Below are 17,457 nucleotides of genomic sequence, written 5' to 3' on the forward strand. Positions count from 1 at the left end.
CCGCCAGGAGCGAAGCAGGATGAGTTTGGCCACTGCCCTCAGGACCGGCGACCTCGCCCAGCTCCCCTCGCGACGCGACGAGGACTGGCGCTGGACCGACCTGCGCGGACTGATCCGCGCCATTCCTGCGGCCTCGGGGCCGCTGACGCCGACGCCCGGCGGGCCGTTCGCCGCGCTCGGGGGCGAGGAAGTCGTCTTCGCCAACGGGCTGTCGGAGGGCCGCGAGGGCGCGCTGTTCACGGCCGAGGGCGACGCCACGCTCCGCCTGCGGTTCTGCGCCGACGCCAGGGGAACGCGCCACGCCAGCACCATGGTCATCAACGTCCCGGGCGGCGAGCGGCTGACGCTGCTCGAAAGCTATGAGGGCCGGGGCGACTACCTGGCTGATGTGGATCTCTCGATCGAGGTCGAGAGCGGCAGCCATGTGACGCGCATCGTGCTGGTGGACGAGCCTGCGGAGTCGGTCCTGGTGTCGACGGCCCAAGTCCGGCTGCAGCCTGGCGCCAGCTTCGACCAGATCGTGCTGAGCTCCGGCGGACGGCGCCAGCGGATCGAGACCCGCGTCGCGCATCCGGGGCAGGGCGCGTCCGTCCGCCTCGACGGCGTCTATATCCTCGCCGACCAGCGCCACGCCGACCTGACCACCGTGGTCACCCATGCCGGTCGCGACGGGACGACCGCGCAGCTGACCAAGGGCGTCGTGCGCGACCAGGCGCGGGGCGTGTTCCAGGGCCGCATCGTCGTGGAGAAGGGCGCCGACGGCACGGAGGCCCGCATGGGCCACCACGCGCTGATCCTGTCGGACAGGGCCGAGGTCGATGCGAAACCTGAGCTGCTGATCTTCGCCGACGACGTGCAGTGCGCCCACGGCAACACCATCGGGGCGCTCGACGAGGCGGCGATCTTCTACGCCCGCCAGCGCGGCATGCCCGAGAGCGTGGCGCGAGCCATGCTGACCGAGGCGTTCGTCGGCGAGGTGGTTGACAGCATCGACCACGAGGGCGCGCGGGATGTAGCGCGGGCGTGGGTGAGTGCGCAGTTGGGGGCGGGGGAATGAGCCCCTTCGATCCGGAATCGGTGAGGGACCAGTTCCCCATCCTGTCGCGCCAGGTCCATGGCAAGCCGCTGGTCTATCTCGACAACGCGGCGTCGGCGCAGAAGCCGCAGGTCGTGATCGACGCGCTGGTTCACGCCATGAGCCACAGCTACGCCAACGTCCATCGCGGCCTGCATACGCTCGCCAACGAAACGACGGAAGCCTATGAAAAGGCGCGCAAAACTGTCGCGCGCTTTCTGAATTGCGACACCGACGAGGTGGTCTTCACCAAGGGCGGGACCGAGGCGATCAACCTGGTGGCGGCGTCGTTCGGGCTGGCCTTGAAGGCCGGCGACGAGATCCTGCTGACGCAGATGGAGCACCACTCCAACATCGTGCCCTGGCATCTGCTGCGCGAACGCAGGGGCGTGGTGCTGCGCTTCGCGCCGGTGCTGGAGGACGGGTCGCTCGATCTGGAGGCGACGAAGGCCCTCATCACCGAGCGGACGAAACTCGTCGCCCTGACGCAGATGTCCAATGTGCTCGGCACGATCAATCCGGTCGCGGCCATCGTCCAGGCGGCTCATGCCGTCGGCGCGGCGGTGCTGGTCGACGGCTGCCAGGGCGCGGTGCACATGGCGGTGGACGTCAAGGCGCTGGGCGCGGACTTCTACGTCTGCACCGGCCACAAGCTCTACGGCCCGACCGGCATCGGCGTTCTGTACGGCAAGGCCGAGCGGCTGGCCGCGCTGCCGCCCTACCAGGCCGGCGGCGAGATGATCGGCACGGTGGCCGAGGACCGCATCACCTACGCCGAGCCGCCGATGCGGTTCGAGGCCGGCACCCCGCCGATCCTCGAGGCCATCGCGCTGGGCGCGGCGCTGGAGTGGCTGATGGGCCTCGACCGCGAGGCCGTGGCCGCGCACGAGCGCGCGCTCTACGACCGCGCCGTCGAGCGGCTGGACGGGGCCAACTGGCTGCGGATTCTGGGAACCACGCCGGACAAGGGCGCCATTCTCAGCTTCACCGTCGACGGGGCGCACGCTCACGACATCGCCCAGATTCTCGACCAGCAGGGGGTGGCGGTCCGCGCCGGGACCCACTGCGCCGAGCCGCTGATGGCCCGTTTCGGCGTCACGTCGAGCGCCCGGGCCTCCTTCGCCCTATATAACACCGTGGATGAGGCTGACGCGTTCGCGGACGCGCTGGTCAAGGCCCGCAGCTTTTTCGTCTGAGATCATGACCGACACAGCGCCCATTGCCCCCGAGACGTCTTCCGCCATTCCCCAGGCGGAGCTCGACGCGCTGACCGATCAGCTCGTGGAGAAGCTCAAGACCGTGTTCGATCCGGAGATCCCGGTCGACATCTACGAGCTGGGCCTGATCTACAAGGTCGACGTTTCCGACGACAGGGAGGTCAAGATCGACATGACCCTGACCGCGCCGGGCTGCCCGGTGGCCGGGGAAATGCCGGGCTGGGTGGAGGATGCGGTGATGGAAATCCCGGGCCTGAAATCCTGCTCCGTCGACCTCGTCTTCGACCCGCCGTGGGACCCCTCGCGCATGAGCGACGAGGCCAAGCTGCAACTGAACATGTTCTGACCATGGACGTTCAAGTCACACCCAGACCGCGCCGGCCGCGCCCCAAGGTCGTCACCCTGACCGACGCCGCGGCGGCGCGGGTGAAGGAGATCATGGCCCGCGCGGACAAGCCTTACGCCGGGCTGCGCGTGGGGGTGAAGAACGGCGGCTGCGCCGGCTCCGAGTACATCATCGAATACGCCGAGACGGCCGATCCCCTGGACGAGGTCGTCGAGGACCACGGGGTGACCATCCTGATCGAGCCGAAGGCCGTGCTGTTCCTGATCGGCTCGGAGATCGACTACGAGGTCAGCCGGTTGAGTTCGCGGTTCGTGTTCCGCAATCCGAACGAGACGGACGCCTGTGGCTGCGGCGAGAGCGTGACGATCCAGCCGGCCGCCGAGCGCGAGGCCTGATCAGGGGAATCCGCGTTTCGGGTAGGTCGCTGATTGGCGCCCGCGAACCGCGATGGAATCGTCGCCGCTCCTGAGGGGGAGGAGGACATCCATGATCCATCTGATGGTTTCCGCGGCCGCGGCCGTCATCCTGGCCGCCGGCGCTCCGGCCGATCCGTTCGCCGGCGTCAATCGCGACCAGTTCGAAGGGCTGTCCCACGACAGCTTCGCCGCCTGGTCCTACGGCTGGAACTCGGTGAAGGCGAACGGGTCCGTGCGCACGCTGGTGGCGCAGACGATCTATGACACGCCGACGCCCTTCAACGGTAACCCCACGCCGGTGGTCTACTCGCTGCACACGGTGGCGATCGACTGCTCGGCCAGGACCATCACCTTCATCAACGGGGCCAACTATACGGCCGGCGGCACGGTGATCACCCTCGCCAACCCCAGCGGCCCCGCGCCGTGGAGCGCGGGCACGCAGGGTCTGCAGGACTTCGCCGGACAGATCTGCGCGACCGACTGGAGCAAGTAGCGACAGCCCGTCAGGCCGCTACCTCCACGGCGCTCGCCGCCTTGCGCAGCTCATCCGGGGTCGGGACCAGCACCGAGGGGCGCAAGGGTTCGCCGGTCGCCAGCGCGATCAGTTCCTGGGTCCGCGTCTCCACCACCGCCTCCAGCCGCTCGAGGAACGGCGTGCGGTCGAGGCCCGTCTCGATCGGGTCGAGGAACTCGATGGTCGCCGTGCCCGGCCGCTTGATCTTCGAGGTCTGCTCCCAGAACAGGCCGAGGTTGGTCGCCACCGGCACGACCGGCAGGTTGAAGTCGCGGCTCATGTAGTAGACGCCGGTGCGGTAGCGGAACCGCTCGCCCGGCTTCGCCAGGTTGCCTTCCGGATAGATCAGGATGCGGCGGCCCTCGGCGGCGACCTGGGCGGCGCTTTCCGAAAGCGCGCGGCGCGCTTCGGGGCCGCCGCAGTTGTCGACGATGATCGCGCCGAACTTGCGCAGGATGGCGCCGACCAGCGGGAAGCGCTCCATGTGGTCGCCGGTGACGAACGACAGATTGTCGACGTTGGCGAACATGACGAAGCCGTCGCCCCAGCTGTGGTGCTTGGCGGCGATGATGAAGGCGCCCTTGGGCAGCTTCTCCTGGCCCTTCAGCTCGACCTTGATGCCGGCCAGGGCGTCCATCGCCCAGAGCATGCGGCGGGTGTAGGTGCGGATCGCCGCTGTCATCGGCGCGCGGCCCGGGGCCAGCGCCAGAAGGGCTGCGCTGAGACCGTAGAAGATCGACAGCACCCAGTAGTAGCCGTTGAACAGGCGATTGCGGAAAGTCATGGGGTGTCCCTAGCGGGCGAAGAGAAGGGCCTGCACGCCGGCGGTCATCAGGCCGGCGTGGGCGGAGAGGGGGTCTGAGCCCAGGCGGCCGTAGACGCGGTTCTGGGCGGTCTGGGTGATCACGCCGATGGCCATGGCGGCCAGCACGCGCGGATCAGCCGGCGGGATCTCGGCGGCGATCATCGCCTGCTTGATGACGTTCTCGGTCACCGTCACCGGGTCGCGGCCGTCCTCCTGGTAGTAGGGGATGAAGCGGTGGATCTGGGTCAGGTGAAAGCTGAAGGTCAGCCAGTCCTCGTCGGCCACCTCGCAGTAGGCGGCGACGATGGCGGCGGCCTTGGCCCGGATGCCGACGGCGCGGGCCGAGCTTTCCTCGATCAGCGACGACAGGCGGCGGTGGGTGGTCATGAACAGGCTGATCGCCAGCTCGTCCTTGCCCTTGTAGTGGCGGTAGAGGGCGCCCTCGGACACCCCCGCCGCCGTGGCGATGGCGCGGGTCGTGGCCGCGTCGACGCCGTCGCGAACGAAGACTTCCAGAGCGGCGCGCTCGATGCGAGGCTTGGCGGACATGGGGACGACTCCTTGTGTGAGCATTTGCTCACATCTGGGCCGCGTCCGCAAGTGAACAATTGCTCACGAGGGTCAGGAATGGCTGTCAGCGCCGCGTTTATCGATCATCTCGCCGAGCTGCTGGCGGGCCTTGGCCCCCTGACGGTGAAGAAGATGTTCGGCGGCGCCAGCCTGCAGGTCGACGGCGCGGCGTTCGCGCTGGTGTTCGGCGAGATGCTGTATCTGAAGGTCGATGACGAGAATCGCGCGGCTTTCGAGGCGGAGGGCTGCTCGCCGTTCGTGTTCGAGATGAAGGACGGCCGCAGCGGGACGCTGGGCTACTGGAGCCTGCCCGAGAGCGGCCTCGACGATCCCGATGAGGCCGTGCGCTGGGCCCGGCTGGGGCTGGAGGCGGCGTTCCGGGCGAAGAAGCCTGCCAGGAAGAAGGGCCGGGCGATGCGCGAAGACATCGGACCCGGCCCCTGGGATGGGTAGGTGAGGCGGGGACAGGTTAAACTGTCCCCATCGATCCCAGCGGAGCTGGGGAGGATTTCAGGGCTATTTCCCCGTGAACGCGGCGATGCGCTTCTGCAGGAAGGCGCTGACGCCCTCGACGAAGTCGTGGGTCTTGCCGGCGATGCGCTGGGCCTTGCGCTCGGCGGTCAGCTGGCCGGCCCAGTCGCTGTCGAGGCTGTCCCAGATGAGTTTGCGGATCTGGCCGAGCGAGGCCGGACCGTTGGCCAGTTCCTTCGCGATGCCGATGGCCGTGGGCAGCAGGTCGGCGTCGGGGACGACGCGGTTGACCAGGCCCCATTCCAGCGCCTTGGCGGCGCCGATCTTGTCGCCGAGCAGGGCCATCTCCATGGCCCGGGCGCGGCCGATGGCGCGCGGCAGCAGGTAGGTCGACCCGCCGTCCGGCACCAGGCCGATGCGGCGGAAGGCCTGCAGGAAGTAGGCGCTCTCGCCGGCGACGATGATGTCGCCGAGCAGGCCGAACGAGCAGCCGATGCCGGCGGCCGCGCCGTTCACGGCGGTGACCAGGGGCAGGGGCGTGTCGCGCATCAGGCTGACCAGCGGGTTGTAGACGGTCTCCAGCGCGCGGCCGGCGTCGGGCTTGCCGTCGACGTCCAGTTCACGACCGGCGGCGCCGCCGCCCGAGAGATTGGCCCCAGAGCAGAAGCCGCGGCCTTCGCCCGTCAGCACGATGGCGCGGGCTTCGATCTTGCCGGCGGCCAGGCTGCGGAACGCATGGCTGAGCTCCTCGGCCAGATCCAGACCGGCGGCGTTCATCGTCGTCGGATCCGCCATGGTCACCACGGCCACGCCGTCGGTCACCTCAACCTTGATTTTCTTGTAGTCCACCCGAGCGTCCTCCGAGGTTTTCTTATGCCTGCTGGCTAGCCCCTGTAACGCCGGGGAACGCCAACGAAAATTTTCAGGCCGGGCCGCGACCGTAGTAGCGGGTCAGCTGGAGCACCAGCAGCCCCGCCGGGACAAGCGCGAGGAGGATCGGCGCCGACAGCGGCAGGCCGAGGCTGGTCAGTCCCGCCGCCGTCATCAGGCCGAGGAAGCAGCCGGTGTCCCATGCTCCCTCCGTGGCCATATGGAAGCGAAAGGCGCAGGGCGAGGCCTTGGCCATGTTGTAGACCGGGGTCATCAGCACCGGCGAGACGATGGCCGCCAGCAGCGCGCCCGCAGCGTTGGCCAGCACCGCCAGCCAGGGCGTCTGCAGGCTGGCCGCGCGCAGGATCACCACGATCGCCGCGACGCCGTAGGCGATGAAGGTCGACCGCCGGCCATGACCGAGGTCGATCAGCCGGCCCAGCGCCAGGCCGCTGACCGCCCCGACCAGCGCCGCCAGGGCCGCGGCCCCGCCGAAGGCGAGGAAGCTCTCGCCGAGGGCGACGAACAGGGCGACCAGCCAGACGAAGTAGTAGGTCGCCGCGAACAGACCGTCGCAGGCCATCACGCCGAGTCCGAGCCGCGACACCGCAGGCCCGTCCGCGCGCGTCGCCGACACGGCCACGTTGGGCGCGCCGATCAGCGGAACGATGGCCAGCGCCTGCACCGCGCCCACGGCCAGGAAGGTCGGCATCGGTCCGACCGTCGTGAGGCCGAACGCGCCCAGCAGCGGCGCGACGATGCCGACCAGGGCGACCAGCGCCTCGCGGAAACCTATATGGCCGCCCCGGTCGTCGGCCTCGCCCAGCGAGGCGAAATAAGCGTGATAGCTGAGCCAGTAGAGCAGGTAGCCGAGCGAGGAGAGGGCGCACAGCGCCAGCAACGATGGCCCGACGCCGTCGACCAGCGCCAGCAGCGGGTAGGTCAGCGCCGTCACCAGCGTGCCGGCCATCAGCAGCGGCTTGACGCCCCAGCGGCGGGCGAACGGCAGGATGGCCGGGCGCAGCAGGAACCGGCCCGCGATGATGCCGGCCTGGAACAATAGCGCCTGCGGAACGGAGACCCCCGCCTTGAGCAGGAAGACCAGGACGAACAGGCCGCCCGCGCCCTGGGCGAAGGCCTGCAGGGTGTAGTGAATGTTGACGCGGTTGATCGCGTCATTTCTGAAAAAGGACATGTAGACCCGGGATTGCTTGGGTGAACGCAAGCGCGCCCGGCGGCTGACGCCGGGCGGCAGAGGGCGGACTGGCCGACCGGCCTAGCCTTGGCGGATGCGTTCACACATGGGTCTGGTTCTCCCCGAAGATTCACAGCGTGGCATGCGGGGAGACTTTGGGCAATCGGGCGGCGATCAGGCCGCGGTTGCCAGCTTTTCGCCGTTGGTCACGCGGTTGCGGCCCGAGCGCTTGGACGCGTAGAGCGCCTCGTCGGCGCGCTCCATGACGCAGCTGCCGGTCTCGCCCTCGCGACGGGTCGCCAGGCCCGCCGAGATGGTCACGGTGCCCAGGTCCTCGTTGGTGGAGCGGCGCTTGAGCATGCGGGACGCGACTTCCTCGCGGATCTCCTGCAGGCAGGCTTCGACCAGTCCGGCGTCCTCGCCGGGGAAGATCATGGCGAATTCCTCGCCGCCGTAGCGGGCCGAGAAGCGCGGCGTGGCGCCAAGGCGGCCGATGACGCTGGCGACATAGCGGATGACCTGGTCGCCCGTCTGGTGGCCCCAAGTGTCGTTGAAGCTCTTGAAGTGATCGATGTCGAGCACGGCCAGGGTCAGGGCCATGCCGGTCTCGTCGGCCTCGGCGCAGGCGCGGGCGAGCTCGTCGTCGAACGCGCGGCGGTTAGCCAGGTTGGTCAGGCCGTCGGTGGTGGCGTCACGGCGGACCTGTTCCAGGTGCTCGCGCAGGCGCTGGACCTCGCTGGTCGATTCGGCGAGCCGCTTCTCGAGCGACTTGTTTTCCTTCTGCACCCGGCGGGTCGCCGAGGAGAGGGAGTCGACCATCGCGCGGACCTGGTCCACGCCCTCGGCCTCGATCAGGCCCTTGCTGGCGCCGGCCAGCGTCTGGCCGTAGGCCTCGTTGGACTTCTGGGCCTGCTGGATGGCCTTGGACACCGAGTCCAGTTCCTTCGACAGCTGATCCCCGGCGTCGCGAATCTGTTCGTTGAGCCGGGCCTTGGCCAGATAGGCGGCGGCGAGGTCCTCGCTGACGCTCTCGGTCAGGGGTTCCCCAAGGGAAATCAGCCGGCCCAGTTCGACGGCCAGCGCGCCCTCCGGATCGGCGACATAGTGCGCCCAGAGCTCGAAATTGAGGGGGGTCGGCCAGACGTGATGGGATTCCATCAGTTCCAGGGCCTTGCGGGCGACCTGGTAGGCCGCGGGCCCTCTCAGAACGGTTTCGACATCGCCGGACATTCGCATTTCCCCCTTGGCGCAGGCGCGCATTCTGGCGCGCCTGGGCTGTAGATACTGGACGGTATGCCGAAAGGTCCGAATGAGCCGTTAAAGGCATAACGGCGGTCGCTTGCGGTCGGGCGCGGGTCCGTTCATTCTGAACGCCGATCACTTGAGCCGGGGGCCGCCCGGCCGTCCGGAGGGACCCCCCATGAACGCACCCGCCAACCTCGGCGTCGACGGCCACAAGGCCGCGATGCTCGCCATTCTCGACCGTCAGAAGGCGGCGAACATCCGCGACGGCGCGCCATCGGCGGAACAGCGTATCGACTGGATCGATCGCTGCATCGGCCTGCTGATCGACCACGCCGTGGAGATCCAGGACGCCCTGAACGCCGACTTCGGCAACCGCTCGCGCGAGGCCAGCCTGCTGACCGACGTGTCCGGCTCGATCGGCCCGCTGAAGCACGCGAAGGAGAACCTCCGCAAGTGGATGAAGCCGCAGAAGCGCAAGACCACGCCGGCGATCCTCGGCCTGCTCGGGGCCAAGGCGGAACTGCAGTACCAGCCCAAGGGCGTGGTCGGCGTCATCAGTCCGTGGAATTTCCCGGTGAACCTGACCTTCGCGCCGCTGGCCGGGATCCTCGCGGCCGGCAACCGGGCGATGATCAAGCCGTCGGAGTTCACCCCGGTGACCTCCGAGCTGATGAAGACCATGTTCGCCAAGGCCTTCACCGACGACGAGATCGCGGTGATCACCGGCGGGCCCGAGGTCGGTCAGGCCTTCGCCGGGCTGCCGTTCGATCACATGATCTTCACCGGCGCGACCTCGATCGCGCGCCACGTCATGCGCGCCGCCGCCGAGAACCTGGTGCCGCTGACGCTGGAGCTGGGTGGCAAGAGCCCGGTGATCATCTCCCAGAGCGCCGACATGGCCACGGCCGCGGCGCGGATCATGAACGGCAAGACGCTCAACGCCGGCCAGATCTGCCTCGCGCCCGACTACGTCAATGTGCCCGAGAACCGTCTGGAAGAGTTCGTCACCGAGGCCACCAGCGCCGTGACGCGCATGTTCCCGACGCTGAAGGACAATCCCGACTACACCTCGGTCGTGGCCCAGCGGCACTATGACCGGATCAAGGGCTACATCGACGACGCCCGGGCCAAGGGCGCCGACATCCGCGAGATCAACCCGGCCGGCGAGGACTTCAGCCAGCAGGAGCACCGCAAGATCCCGCCGACCCTGATCCTGAACGCCACCGACGACATGACGGTGATGCAGGACGAGATCTTCGGCCCCGTGCTGCCGGTGAAGACCTACAAGGCCGTCAGCGAGGCGGTCGACTACATCAACGCCCATGACCGGCCCCTCGGCCTCTACTGGTTCGGCACGGACGAGGCCGAGAAGAGCCACGTGCTCAATCACACCACCAGCGGCGGCGTGTCGGTCAACGACGTGGTCATGCATGTGTCCCAGGAAGAGCTGCCGTTCGGCGGCATCGGTCCGTCGGGCATGGGCAGCTATCACGGCCACGACGGCTTCCTGGAGTTCAGCCACAAGAAGGCGGTCTTCACCCAGCTGAAGAAGGACATCGGCCCGCTGGTGCAGATGCGTCCGCCCTACGGCCCGGCGATCCGCAAGTTCCTCGGCGCCTCGCTCAAGCGCTAGGCGAGATCGTTCATGTCCGCGTCAGGCGGGATGTCGTATTGCAACCTCCATGGCGGCATACGATATCCGCCTGACGGGGCGCATCGCCCCAGGGAGATGACCATGCGTACGGCCGTTACCGGCCTGCTCGTTTCGCTGCTGGCGGTTTCGGCCGCCCAGGCGAAGCCTGACTTTCACGCCCAGGCCCGCTGCATCGCGGCCTACGAGGTCGCCGCCGGCCTGCTCGAGGCCGACGCCGACGCCGCGAGCGGCGCCGACAAGATCGCCATCCGCAAGCGGATCAGCAAGCTCGACTCCAACCGGGAAAAGCTGTCGCTGGCGCTCGCCACGCGCACGGACCTGACACCGGCCGATAGCAAGGCCAGCCAGCAGGAGCGCAAGGCGGAGGAGGCGCGGCTCGATACTCTGACGCCGACCGCGGTCCAGGCCATCGCCGACGCCTGCGACCCGATCGCCGCGGCGACCTAGGCCGATCGGGCGGGGGACCCCGTTTTCGCGGGGCCCCTCAGGCCCTTGAGGGTCGATCTATTCTTCCGGCGTCGTCCGGCTGATCGGCGCGGCGCGGAGCAGGAAGGCCGGCGTGTCCGAGCCGAAGCCGACCACGCGCCCACCACCGTCATTGTCATCACGATCACGACCGCGCGGAGCGTGGTCGCGGCGCTGCTCGTCCCGGCGCGGACCGCGGTCGCGGCCTTCCGGACGGGCTTCGGCGCGGCGCGGTTCGCGGTCGCGGCGGGGCTCTTCCTGGCGCGGCGCGCGTTCCTCGCGGACCCGCTCTTCACGCACCGGAGCCGGGGCGGGCGCGGCCTGCGCCTCGACGGCGTCGGCCCGCGGGGCGGCGTCGCGGTCGCGACCGCGTCCACGGCTGCGGCCCCGGCGGGGTTCGCGCTCGGCACGCTCGGCGGCGGCTTCGGTGGGCGGGACCGGCGCGGCGACGGCCGCCGCTTCGGCGGCAGGCGCCTCGGCCTGGGCGATCGGCGTGGTGTCGGCCTCGGCCTTGCGGCCGCGCGGACGACGGGCGGGCTTCTCGGCAGGCTCGGCGCCCGGCGCGGCCGGCGTCGGAACGGAGATGGCCTCCATCGACACGGTCGAGGTTTCCGAGGGCGGACGGCCGCGGCTGCGGTCGCGGTCGCGATCGCGGCCGGCGGCGCGCGGGCCGCCGCGCTTGTCGCCGTCGCGCTTGGTGCGGGGCTCGCTCTTCAGGCTGGCCCAGTCGATGCCCTCGAAGGTGGCTTCGGCCGGGACCTTGCCGGTCAGCTTGATGACCTTGTCGTAGTTGCGGTCGTCGGCCGGCGTGACGATCATGAACGTCTCGCCCGAGCGGCCGGCGCGGCCGGTGCGGCCGATCCGGTGCACATAGTCGTCGGCGTGGTGCGGGACGTCGTAGTTGAACACGTGGCTGACATCGGGGATGTCGAGGCCGCGGGCCGCGACGTCGGAGGCCACCAGCAGCTTCAGCTCACCCTTGCGGAAGCCTTCCAGGGTGCGCATGCGCGTCGCCTGGTCGAGGTCGCCGTGGATGGCGGCGGCGTCATGGCCGTGCGTGCGCAGCGACTTGGCGACGATGTCGACCTCGCTCTTGCGGTTGCAGAAGACGATGCCGTTCTTGATTTCGCTGCGGTCGATCAGGCTGCGCAGGGCGACGCGCTTGGCCTTTGGATCGTTGCTCGGGATCTTGGCCACGAACTGGGAGATGTTCTCGCCGGTCGTCGCGGCGCGGCTGACCTCGATGCGGACCGGGTTCTTGAGGAACTGCTGCGTCAGCCGGGTGATTTCCGGCGGCATGGTGGCGCTGAAGAACAGGGTCTGACGCTTGGGCGGGGTCAGCTTGAAGATGCGCTCGATGTCCGGGATGAAGCCCATGTCGAGCATGCGGTCGGCTTCGTCGATGACCATCAGCTGCACGCCGGTGAGCATGATCTTGCCGCGCTCGAACAGGTCGAGCAGGCGGCCCGGGGTGGCGATCAGCACGTCGACGCCCTTGTCGAGCGCGGCGACCTGGTCGCCCATCGACACGCCGCCGATCAGCAGGGCCCAGCTCAGGCGCTGGCCCTTGGCGTACTTCTCGAAGCTGCTGGCGACCTGGTCAGCCAGTTCGCGGGTCGGGGCCAGGACGAGGGCGCGGGGCATGCGGGCCCGGGCGCGGCCCGAGGCCAGGCGGTCGATCATCGGCAGGGTGAAGGCGGCGGTCTTGCCGGTGCCCGTCTGGGCGATGCCGAGAACGTCCTGTCCGGCGAGGGCGACGGGGATCGCCTGTTCCTGGATCGGGGTGGCCGTCGTGTAGCCGGTGTCTGCCACCGCCTTGAGGGTGAGGGCGCTCAGCCCCAGCTGGGAAAATTCGGTCATGTCTCACTAAAGGAAGATTCAGAGCCGCCCGTGTTTGGGCGAGCGGGCGGCGCGGAATCGCCTGACCTGCTCCGAACTCGCGCGGATACATAGGCTCAACCCCAGTAAAGTCAATGTTTGCTTGGGGTCGAGGCGATCGCACACGCAACGGGTGATACCGGATGACGTCTTGGCAAGTGCCGGTGTGTTGTAGTTGTATGCGCCCAACCGAACGGGAGACGCGAACATGTCCGCGAGCGGATTAAGTCTGGGCCTGCTGGCCGCTGTCACCATCGTCGCGTCCGCGCCTTCAGCGGGCCTGGAGCCGGCGTTCGGCAACACCATCGTGACGACCTATCCGAACGGCAAGTCGACCAAGACCTGGCTGCATCGCGACGGCACCTACGAGGCCATCCGCGCCAACGGCGACCACACCGGCGGGGTCTGGAAGATCAAGGGCGGAAACCTGTGCATCACCCAGAAGCAGCCGGTCTATGTGCCGCTGACCTTCTGCACCCAGATCGTTCCCGGCGGCGTCGGCACGAGCTGGTCGGCCAAGGGGCTGATGGGCGAGCCGGTGCGCAACACCCTGGTGCCCGGCCGGCAGGGTTAACGAACGCCGTTTTCCCGGTTACGGTGCGACGCTCGCCCGCGAGGCGAGCCTGCGCAACGACGAAAACGGGCGGAAACACAGATGAAATTTCTCGCGAAGGCGGCGATCGCCGCGGCGATCTTCATGGCGGCCGGGCCGGCCCTGGCGGCTGATCCGATGGCGGCGGCCTACGGCAACACCGTGGTCATCACCTACGGCGACGGCACCACGGTCAAGCTGTTCATCGATGAGGGCGGGACCTACACCGGCGACGGCCCGACGGGCGCGACCTCGGGCAGCTGGTCGATCTCCGGCGGCCAGACCTGCTTCACCCAGCAGACCCCCGAAGCGGCCCCGCCGTCCTGCGGCCCGACGGTCAGCAAGAGCGTCGGCGACAGCTGGCAGGGCACCGGCCAGGGCGGCGCCCCGGTGACCGTGACCATCCAGGCGGGACGGTGATCCAATGATCCTCTCCGCGTAGCGGGGAGGGGGACCATGCGGAGCATGGTGGAGGGGCGGCGCCGCCGATCGTAACAAGTCACGTTTTGACTCTGACGTCTGACGTCGGTTCTGCCCCTCAGTCACGCTCCGCGTGACAGTTCCCCATGCGTGGGGAGCATCTTCGCGATCTAGATATCCACATCCGCCGCGGCGAACTCGGCGTTTTCCTGGATGAAGCGGAAGCGCTGTTCGGGCTTGCGGCCCATCAGGTTCTCGACCAGCTCCTCGACGTTGCTTTCGTCGCGCGGCAGGGTGACCCGGGCCAGCGTCCGCTTGGACGGGTCCATGGTGGTTTCCTTCAGCTGGGCCGGCATCATCTCGCCGAGGCCCTTGAAGCGGCCGATCTCGGGCTTCTTGCCCTTGAACTGGGTCTCCAGCAGCTCGTCCTTGTGCGCGTCGTCGCGGGCGTAGACGGCCTTGCCGCCATGGCTGATGCGGTAGAGCGGGGGGAGGGCGAGATACAGCCGGCCGCCGCGGATCATCTCCGGCATCTGGCGGTAGAAGAAGGTGATCAGCAGGCTGGCGATGTGGGCGCCGTCGACGTCGGCGTCGGTCATGATGACGATGCGCTCGTAGCGCAGGTCCTCGTCGCGGTACTTGGTCCCGCCCTGGACGCCCAGCGCCAGCATCAGGTCCGACAGCTCCTTGTTGCCCATCAGCTTGTCGCCGGTGGCGCTGGCGACGTTGAGGATCTTGCCGCGCAGGGGCAGGATCGCCTGGGTCTTGCGGTCGCGCGCCTGCTTGGCCGAGCCGCCGGCGCTGTCGCCTTCGACGATGAACAGCTCTGCGCCGTCGATGGCGTTGGCCGAGCAGTCGGCCAGCTTGCCGGGCAGGCGCAGCTTGCGGGTGGCCGAGGCTCTGGCGACCTCGCGGTCCTTGCGGCGCTTGAGGCGGTCCTCGGCCCGCTCGATGACGAAGTCGAGCAGGGCGCGGGCGGCCTTGGGCGAGGCGGTCAGCCAATGGTCGAACGGGTCGCGCAGGGCCGTCTCGACCAGCTTCTGGGCGTCGGACGAGCTCAGCCGCTCCTTGGTCTGGCCCTGGAATTCCGGATTGCGGATGAACACACTGATCAGGGCGCCGGCGTTGGCGATCACGTCGTCGGCGGTGATGATGCCGGCGCGCTTCTCGTTGATCATCTCGGCGTGCGCCTTGAGGCCACGGGTCAGGGCGGCGCGGAAGCCGGCCTCGTGCGTGCCGCCCTCGGGCGTGGGCACGGTGTTGCAGTAGGACTGCATGAAGCCGTCGGCCTCGCCGAAGCCCTGCGGCGTCCAGGTGACGGCCCATTCGACCGCGCCGGCCTCGCCGGTCCGCTCGATGCGGCCGCTGAAAGCCTCCGGCGTGACCGTGGCGACCGACTTGATCCGCTCGGCGAGGAAGTCGGCCAGACCGTTGGGGAAGTGGAACACCGCCTCGGCCGGGGTCTGGTCCTGGATCCGGCTCGGGTCGCAGGTCCATTTGATCTGCACGCCGCGAAACAGGTAGGCCTTCGACCGGGCCATGCGGTACAGGCGCGCCGGCTTGAACGTCAGGCTGTCGCCGAAGATGATCGGGTCAGGCAGGAAGGTGACCTGGGTGCCGCGCTTCTTCGACGGGCCGATCTTCTGCAGGCCGCCCAGCGGCTTGCCGCGCGAGAACACCTGGCGATGCTCGAAGCCGTCGCGCCAGACGGTGACCTCCAGCCGTTCGGACAGGGCGTTGACCACCGAGGCGCCCACGCCGTGCAGGCCGCCGGAGGTCTCGTAGGCCTTGCCGCTGAACTTTCCGCCCGCGTGCAGGACGGTCATGATCACTTCCAGCGCCGACTTGCCGGGGTGCTTGGGGTGCTCGTCCACGGGCATGCCGCGGCCGTCGTCCTTGACCGTCAGCGAGCCGTCCTCGCTGAAGATCACCTCGATCAGCCGGGCGTGACCGGCGACGGCCTCGTCCATCGAGTTGTCGAGGATTTCCGCGAACAGGTGGTGCAACGCCCGCTCGTCGGTGCCGCCGATGTACATCCCCGGCCGCTTGCGCACCGGCTCCAGGCCTTCGAGCACCTCGATGTCGCTGGCCGTGTAGCCGCCGGCGGCGGGCGCCTTGGCGGCCGGCGCGGGCGCCGGAGCCGGCTTCGCGGCGACAGGCTCGCTGGCTTGGGCCAGCGGCGCGGCCGGCGCCGGGTTCAGGGCGTCGTCGAACAGGGAGGATTGCACGGGGGAAGCGGACATGACGCTGGGGAGTTTCGGTCGATTCGGGGACCGTGAGGTATGCGGCGTTGGGCCTCGCGCGGCAAGGATCAGATGGTCGCCGGCTCCGGCCGGGGCGTGAGTATGCGGGCCAGAGGCCGGCCGAACACCACCAGGAAGACCAGCCCCGCGCCGGCCACCGCCGTGTGCAGCAGCCAGAACTGCGCCGGGGTCATGGCTTCATAGAACCGGCCCAGCCAGCCCAGCAAGAACTGGCAGACGGCCGCGGCCAGGTAGTAGACGCCCATCATCGTCGTGTTCACCGCCGCCGGCGCCGAGCGCGAGAAGGCCGACATCGTCACCGTGTCGACGAAGGGGATCATCAGATCCTGGAAAACGAAGAAGACCACCGGGAAGAACAGCGCCACGGGGTGGGCGCCCGCCAGCCAGGTTCCGGCCGTCAGGATGCCGAAGCCGACCACGCCCAGCAACAGTCCGAACTGGATCTTGCCGATGTCGCCCGGCTCGCGGTTGCGCTTGGCCTGCCAGGCCCAGACGCGGACAGCCACGATCACGGCGACGATGGTCAGGATGCCGTCCAGCGTCGCGAACCAGGTCACCGGCGCGCGGAAGCCGAGGATGTTGAGGTCGACATGGGTGTCGGCCCAGATGGTGAAGATGTTCCAGGCCTGGTTGTAGGCGCTGAAGACCAGAATGTAGGGAATCAGCAGCAGCAGCAGGCCGAGGATGATCCGGCCGTCTCCCGGCTTCAGGCGCGGGGCCGCGACATGGCCGTCGGCAGCCTTGCGCAGGGCGTCGGGCGGCAGGTGTTTCTGGCCGACCAGATAGGTGACCAGCGAGACCAGCATGCCGATGCCGGCCGCGCCGAAGCCCCACTCGAACCCGACCTTCTCGCCGAGCGTCCCGCAGACAAGGGGGGCGGTGAAAGCGCCGACGTTGAGCGCGATCAGATAGATGCCGAAGGCGCGGGTGCGACGTGTGTCGTCCGGGCCGTAGAGCCGGCCGACCTGCACGGCCATGTTGCCCTTGATGAAGCCGGCGCCGCAGATCAGGCTGAGCAGGGCCGGCAGGAACAGCGCCTCCGCCGTCATCATCAGATGGCCGGCGGCCATCAGCAGCGTGCCCAGAACCACCGCCCGCCGCTGACCCAGCACGCGGTCGCCGATCAGGCCGCCCAGGATCGGCGTGGCGTATATGCCGGCGGTGTAGAGGCCGAAGATCTGTGAGGCGAGGGCCAACGGCGTGAGGTGGCCGAAGACGCTTTCCATGCCGGCGCGAAAGGCCGTGAAGCCCAGCACATGCTCCACATGGCCCGGCAGCAGCAGCTGTTTGGTCATGTAGAGGGTCAGCAGACCCATCATGCCGTAGTAGGAGAACCGCTCCCACAACTCGGTCAGAGACAGGGTCGTCAGGCCGAGCGGATGGCCGAGAAACTGTCGCCCGCCGATGCCGCCCGCGCTCGCCGGAGTGTCGGCCGATTCAGACCCCGCCTGCATGTCCGT

Annotated in this window: 18 protein-coding genes; 10 read left to right on the forward strand and 8 right to left on the reverse strand. The window is 68.8% G+C overall.

Annotated features, from left to right (window positions below):
• The first annotated feature begins 19 nt into the window (after window positions 1-19).
• The 5 genes from sufD to AC1RN0_RS08750 all read left to right on the forward strand — a co-directional run bounded on the left by sufD (window position 20) and on the right by AC1RN0_RS08750 (window position 3,547).
• A complete protein-coding gene (sufD, locus tag AC1RN0_RS08730) occupies window positions 20-1,057 on the forward strand; it encodes a Fe-S cluster assembly protein SufD (protein WP_492787054.1) in 1,038 nt (345 codons plus the stop codon).
• Window positions 1,054-2,271, forward strand: a complete 1,218-nt coding sequence (locus AC1RN0_RS08735; RefSeq protein ID WP_492787055.1) for an aminotransferase class V-fold PLP-dependent enzyme — start codon at window positions 1,054-1,056, stop codon at window positions 2,269-2,271. The genes sufD and AC1RN0_RS08735 overlap by 4 nt, the downstream gene beginning before the upstream one ends.
• Before the next feature lie 4 nt (window positions 2,272-2,275).
• Window positions 2,276-2,638, forward strand: coding sequence for an SUF system Fe-S cluster assembly protein (locus AC1RN0_RS08740; RefSeq protein ID WP_492787056.1), 363 nt, complete (start codon window positions 2,276-2,278; stop codon window positions 2,636-2,638).
• Between the two features lie 2 nt (window positions 2,639-2,640).
• The gene (locus tag AC1RN0_RS08745; RefSeq protein ID WP_492787057.1) at window positions 2,641-3,033 is read left to right on the forward strand and encodes a HesB/IscA family protein; all 393 of its coding nucleotides are present in this window, start codon (window positions 2,641-2,643) and stop codon (window positions 3,031-3,033) included.
• Window positions 3,034-3,124: 91 nt separating this feature from the next.
• Window positions 3,125-3,547 (forward strand): hypothetical protein, encoded by a 423-nt coding sequence (locus AC1RN0_RS08750; RefSeq protein ID WP_492787058.1) that lies wholly within the window; start codon window positions 3,125-3,127, stop codon window positions 3,545-3,547.
• Between the two features lie 10 nt (window positions 3,548-3,557).
• Here the strand turns inward: AC1RN0_RS08750 and AC1RN0_RS08755 are convergent, their stop codons facing one another.
• Complete coding sequence (locus tag AC1RN0_RS08755; RefSeq protein WP_492787059.1) at window positions 3,558-4,352, reverse strand: lysophospholipid acyltransferase family protein; 795 nt, start codon at window positions 4,350-4,352, stop codon at window positions 3,558-3,560.
• Window positions 4,353-4,361: 9 nt separating this feature from the next.
• The gene (locus AC1RN0_RS08760) at window positions 4,362-4,922 is read right to left on the reverse strand and encodes a TetR/AcrR family transcriptional regulator (RefSeq protein WP_492787060.1); all 561 of its coding nucleotides are present in this window, start codon (window positions 4,920-4,922) and stop codon (window positions 4,362-4,364) included.
• A 78-nt stretch (window positions 4,923-5,000) separates the two neighbouring features.
• Between AC1RN0_RS08760 and AC1RN0_RS08765 the strand changes: the two genes are divergently transcribed.
• On the forward strand, window positions 5,001-5,396 hold the full coding sequence (locus tag AC1RN0_RS08765) for a TfoX/Sxy family protein (RefSeq protein ID WP_492787061.1): 396 nt from the start codon (window positions 5,001-5,003) through the stop codon (window positions 5,394-5,396).
• 63 nt (window positions 5,397-5,459) lie between these two features.
• Here AC1RN0_RS08765 and AC1RN0_RS08770 read toward each other — a convergent pair whose 3' ends face one another.
• From AC1RN0_RS08770 to AC1RN0_RS08780, 3 genes are all read right to left on the reverse strand, one after another.
• Entirely contained in the window at window positions 5,460-6,263 is an 804-nt protein-coding gene (locus AC1RN0_RS08770; protein ID WP_492787062.1) for an enoyl-CoA hydratase/isomerase, read from the reverse strand.
• Window positions 6,264-6,336: 73 nt separating this feature from the next.
• Window positions 6,337-7,479, reverse strand: a complete 1,143-nt coding sequence (locus AC1RN0_RS08775; RefSeq protein WP_492787063.1) for an MFS transporter — start codon at window positions 7,477-7,479, stop codon at window positions 6,337-6,339.
• Window positions 7,480-7,653: 174 nt separating this feature from the next.
• A complete protein-coding gene (locus AC1RN0_RS08780; RefSeq protein WP_492787064.1) occupies window positions 7,654-8,709 on the reverse strand; it encodes a GGDEF domain-containing protein in 1,056 nt (351 codons plus the stop codon).
• 190 nt (window positions 8,710-8,899) lie between these two features.
• On the opposite strand from AC1RN0_RS08780, the gene AC1RN0_RS08785 reads away from it, so the two are divergent.
• Together AC1RN0_RS08785 and AC1RN0_RS08790 are read left to right on the forward strand one after the other, a co-directional pair.
• On the forward strand, window positions 8,900-10,357 hold the full coding sequence (locus tag AC1RN0_RS08785) for a coniferyl aldehyde dehydrogenase (RefSeq protein WP_492787065.1): 1,458 nt from the start codon (window positions 8,900-8,902) through the stop codon (window positions 10,355-10,357).
• 102 nt (window positions 10,358-10,459) lie between these two features.
• Complete coding sequence (locus AC1RN0_RS08790; protein WP_492787066.1) at window positions 10,460-10,825, forward strand: hypothetical protein; 366 nt, start codon at window positions 10,460-10,462, stop codon at window positions 10,823-10,825.
• Window positions 10,826-10,882: 57 nt separating this feature from the next.
• On the opposite strand, the gene AC1RN0_RS08795 is transcribed toward AC1RN0_RS08790, so the two are convergent.
• Entirely contained in the window at window positions 10,883-12,703 is a 1,821-nt protein-coding gene (locus tag AC1RN0_RS08795) for a DEAD/DEAH box helicase (RefSeq protein ID WP_492787067.1), read from the reverse strand.
• A 226-nt stretch (window positions 12,704-12,929) separates the two neighbouring features.
• Between AC1RN0_RS08795 and AC1RN0_RS08800 the strand changes: the two genes are divergently transcribed.
• Together AC1RN0_RS08800 and AC1RN0_RS08805 are read left to right on the forward strand one after the other, a co-directional pair.
• Window positions 12,930-13,295 carry a hypothetical protein gene (locus AC1RN0_RS08800; RefSeq protein WP_492787068.1) on the forward strand — a complete coding sequence of 122 codons (366 nt, stop codon included), beginning with the start codon at window positions 12,930-12,932 and terminating at the stop codon, window positions 13,293-13,295.
• A gap of 81 nt (window positions 13,296-13,376) precedes the next feature.
• Window positions 13,377-13,733 carry a hypothetical protein gene (locus AC1RN0_RS08805; RefSeq protein WP_492787069.1) on the forward strand — a complete coding sequence of 119 codons (357 nt, stop codon included), beginning with the start codon at window positions 13,377-13,379 and terminating at the stop codon, window positions 13,731-13,733.
• A 170-nt stretch (window positions 13,734-13,903) separates the two neighbouring features.
• Here AC1RN0_RS08805 and parE read toward each other — a convergent pair whose 3' ends face one another.
• Both parE and AC1RN0_RS08815 read right to left on the reverse strand, forming a co-directional pair.
• Window positions 13,904-15,976 (reverse strand): DNA topoisomerase IV subunit B, encoded by a 2,073-nt coding sequence (gene parE / locus AC1RN0_RS08810; RefSeq protein WP_492787070.1) that lies wholly within the window; start codon window positions 15,974-15,976, stop codon window positions 13,904-13,906.
• A gap of 68 nt (window positions 15,977-16,044) precedes the next feature.
• Complete coding sequence (locus AC1RN0_RS08815) at window positions 16,045-17,451, reverse strand: peptide MFS transporter (RefSeq protein ID WP_492787071.1); 1,407 nt, start codon at window positions 17,449-17,451, stop codon at window positions 16,045-16,047.
• Window positions 17,452-17,457: the final 6 nt, after the last annotated feature.

Source organism: Caulobacter sp. GW821-FHT12F03 (assembly GCF_058806855.1).

Coding starts and splice junctions, on each gene's coding strand:
- sufD (WP_492787054.1), top strand. CDS start 20: ATGAGTTTGGCCACTGCCCTCAGGACCGGCGACCTCGCCCAGCTCCCC.
- AC1RN0_RS08735 (WP_492787055.1), top strand. CDS start 1,054: ATGAGCCCCTTCGATCCGGAATCGGTGAGGGACCAGTTCCCCATCCTG.
- AC1RN0_RS08740 (WP_492787056.1), top strand. CDS start 2,276: ATGACCGACACAGCGCCCATTGCCCCCGAGACGTCTTCCGCCATTCCC.
- AC1RN0_RS08745 (WP_492787057.1), top strand. CDS start 2,641: ATGGACGTTCAAGTCACACCCAGACCGCGCCGGCCGCGCCCCAAGGTC.
- AC1RN0_RS08750 (WP_492787058.1), top strand. CDS start 3,125: ATGATCCATCTGATGGTTTCCGCGGCCGCGGCCGTCATCCTGGCCGCC.
- AC1RN0_RS08755 (WP_492787059.1), bottom strand. CDS start 4,352: ATGACTTTCCGCAATCGCCTGTTCAACGGCTACTACTGGGTGCTGTCG.
- AC1RN0_RS08760 (WP_492787060.1), bottom strand. CDS start 4,922: ATGTCCGCCAAGCCTCGCATCGAGCGCGCCGCTCTGGAAGTCTTCGTT.
- AC1RN0_RS08765 (WP_492787061.1), top strand. CDS start 5,001: ATGGCTGTCAGCGCCGCGTTTATCGATCATCTCGCCGAGCTGCTGGCG.
- AC1RN0_RS08775 (WP_492787063.1), bottom strand. CDS start 7,479: ATGTCCTTTTTCAGAAATGACGCGATCAACCGCGTCAACATTCACTAC.
- AC1RN0_RS08780 (WP_492787064.1), bottom strand. CDS start 8,709: ATGTCCGGCGATGTCGAAACCGTTCTGAGAGGGCCCGCGGCCTACCAG.
- AC1RN0_RS08785 (WP_492787065.1), top strand. CDS start 8,900: ATGAACGCACCCGCCAACCTCGGCGTCGACGGCCACAAGGCCGCGATG.
- AC1RN0_RS08790 (WP_492787066.1), top strand. CDS start 10,460: ATGCGTACGGCCGTTACCGGCCTGCTCGTTTCGCTGCTGGCGGTTTCG.
- AC1RN0_RS08795 (WP_492787067.1), bottom strand. CDS start 12,703: ATGACCGAATTTTCCCAGCTGGGGCTGAGCGCCCTCACCCTCAAGGCG.
- AC1RN0_RS08800 (WP_492787068.1), top strand. CDS start 12,930: ATGTCCGCGAGCGGATTAAGTCTGGGCCTGCTGGCCGCTGTCACCATC.
- AC1RN0_RS08805 (WP_492787069.1), top strand. CDS start 13,377: ATGAAATTTCTCGCGAAGGCGGCGATCGCCGCGGCGATCTTCATGGCG.
- parE (WP_492787070.1), bottom strand. CDS start 15,976: ATGTCCGCTTCCCCCGTGCAATCCTCCCTGTTCGACGACGCCCTGAAC.
- AC1RN0_RS08815 (WP_492787071.1), bottom strand. CDS start 17,451: ATGCAGGCGGGGTCTGAATCGGCCGACACTCCGGCGAGCGCGGGCGGC.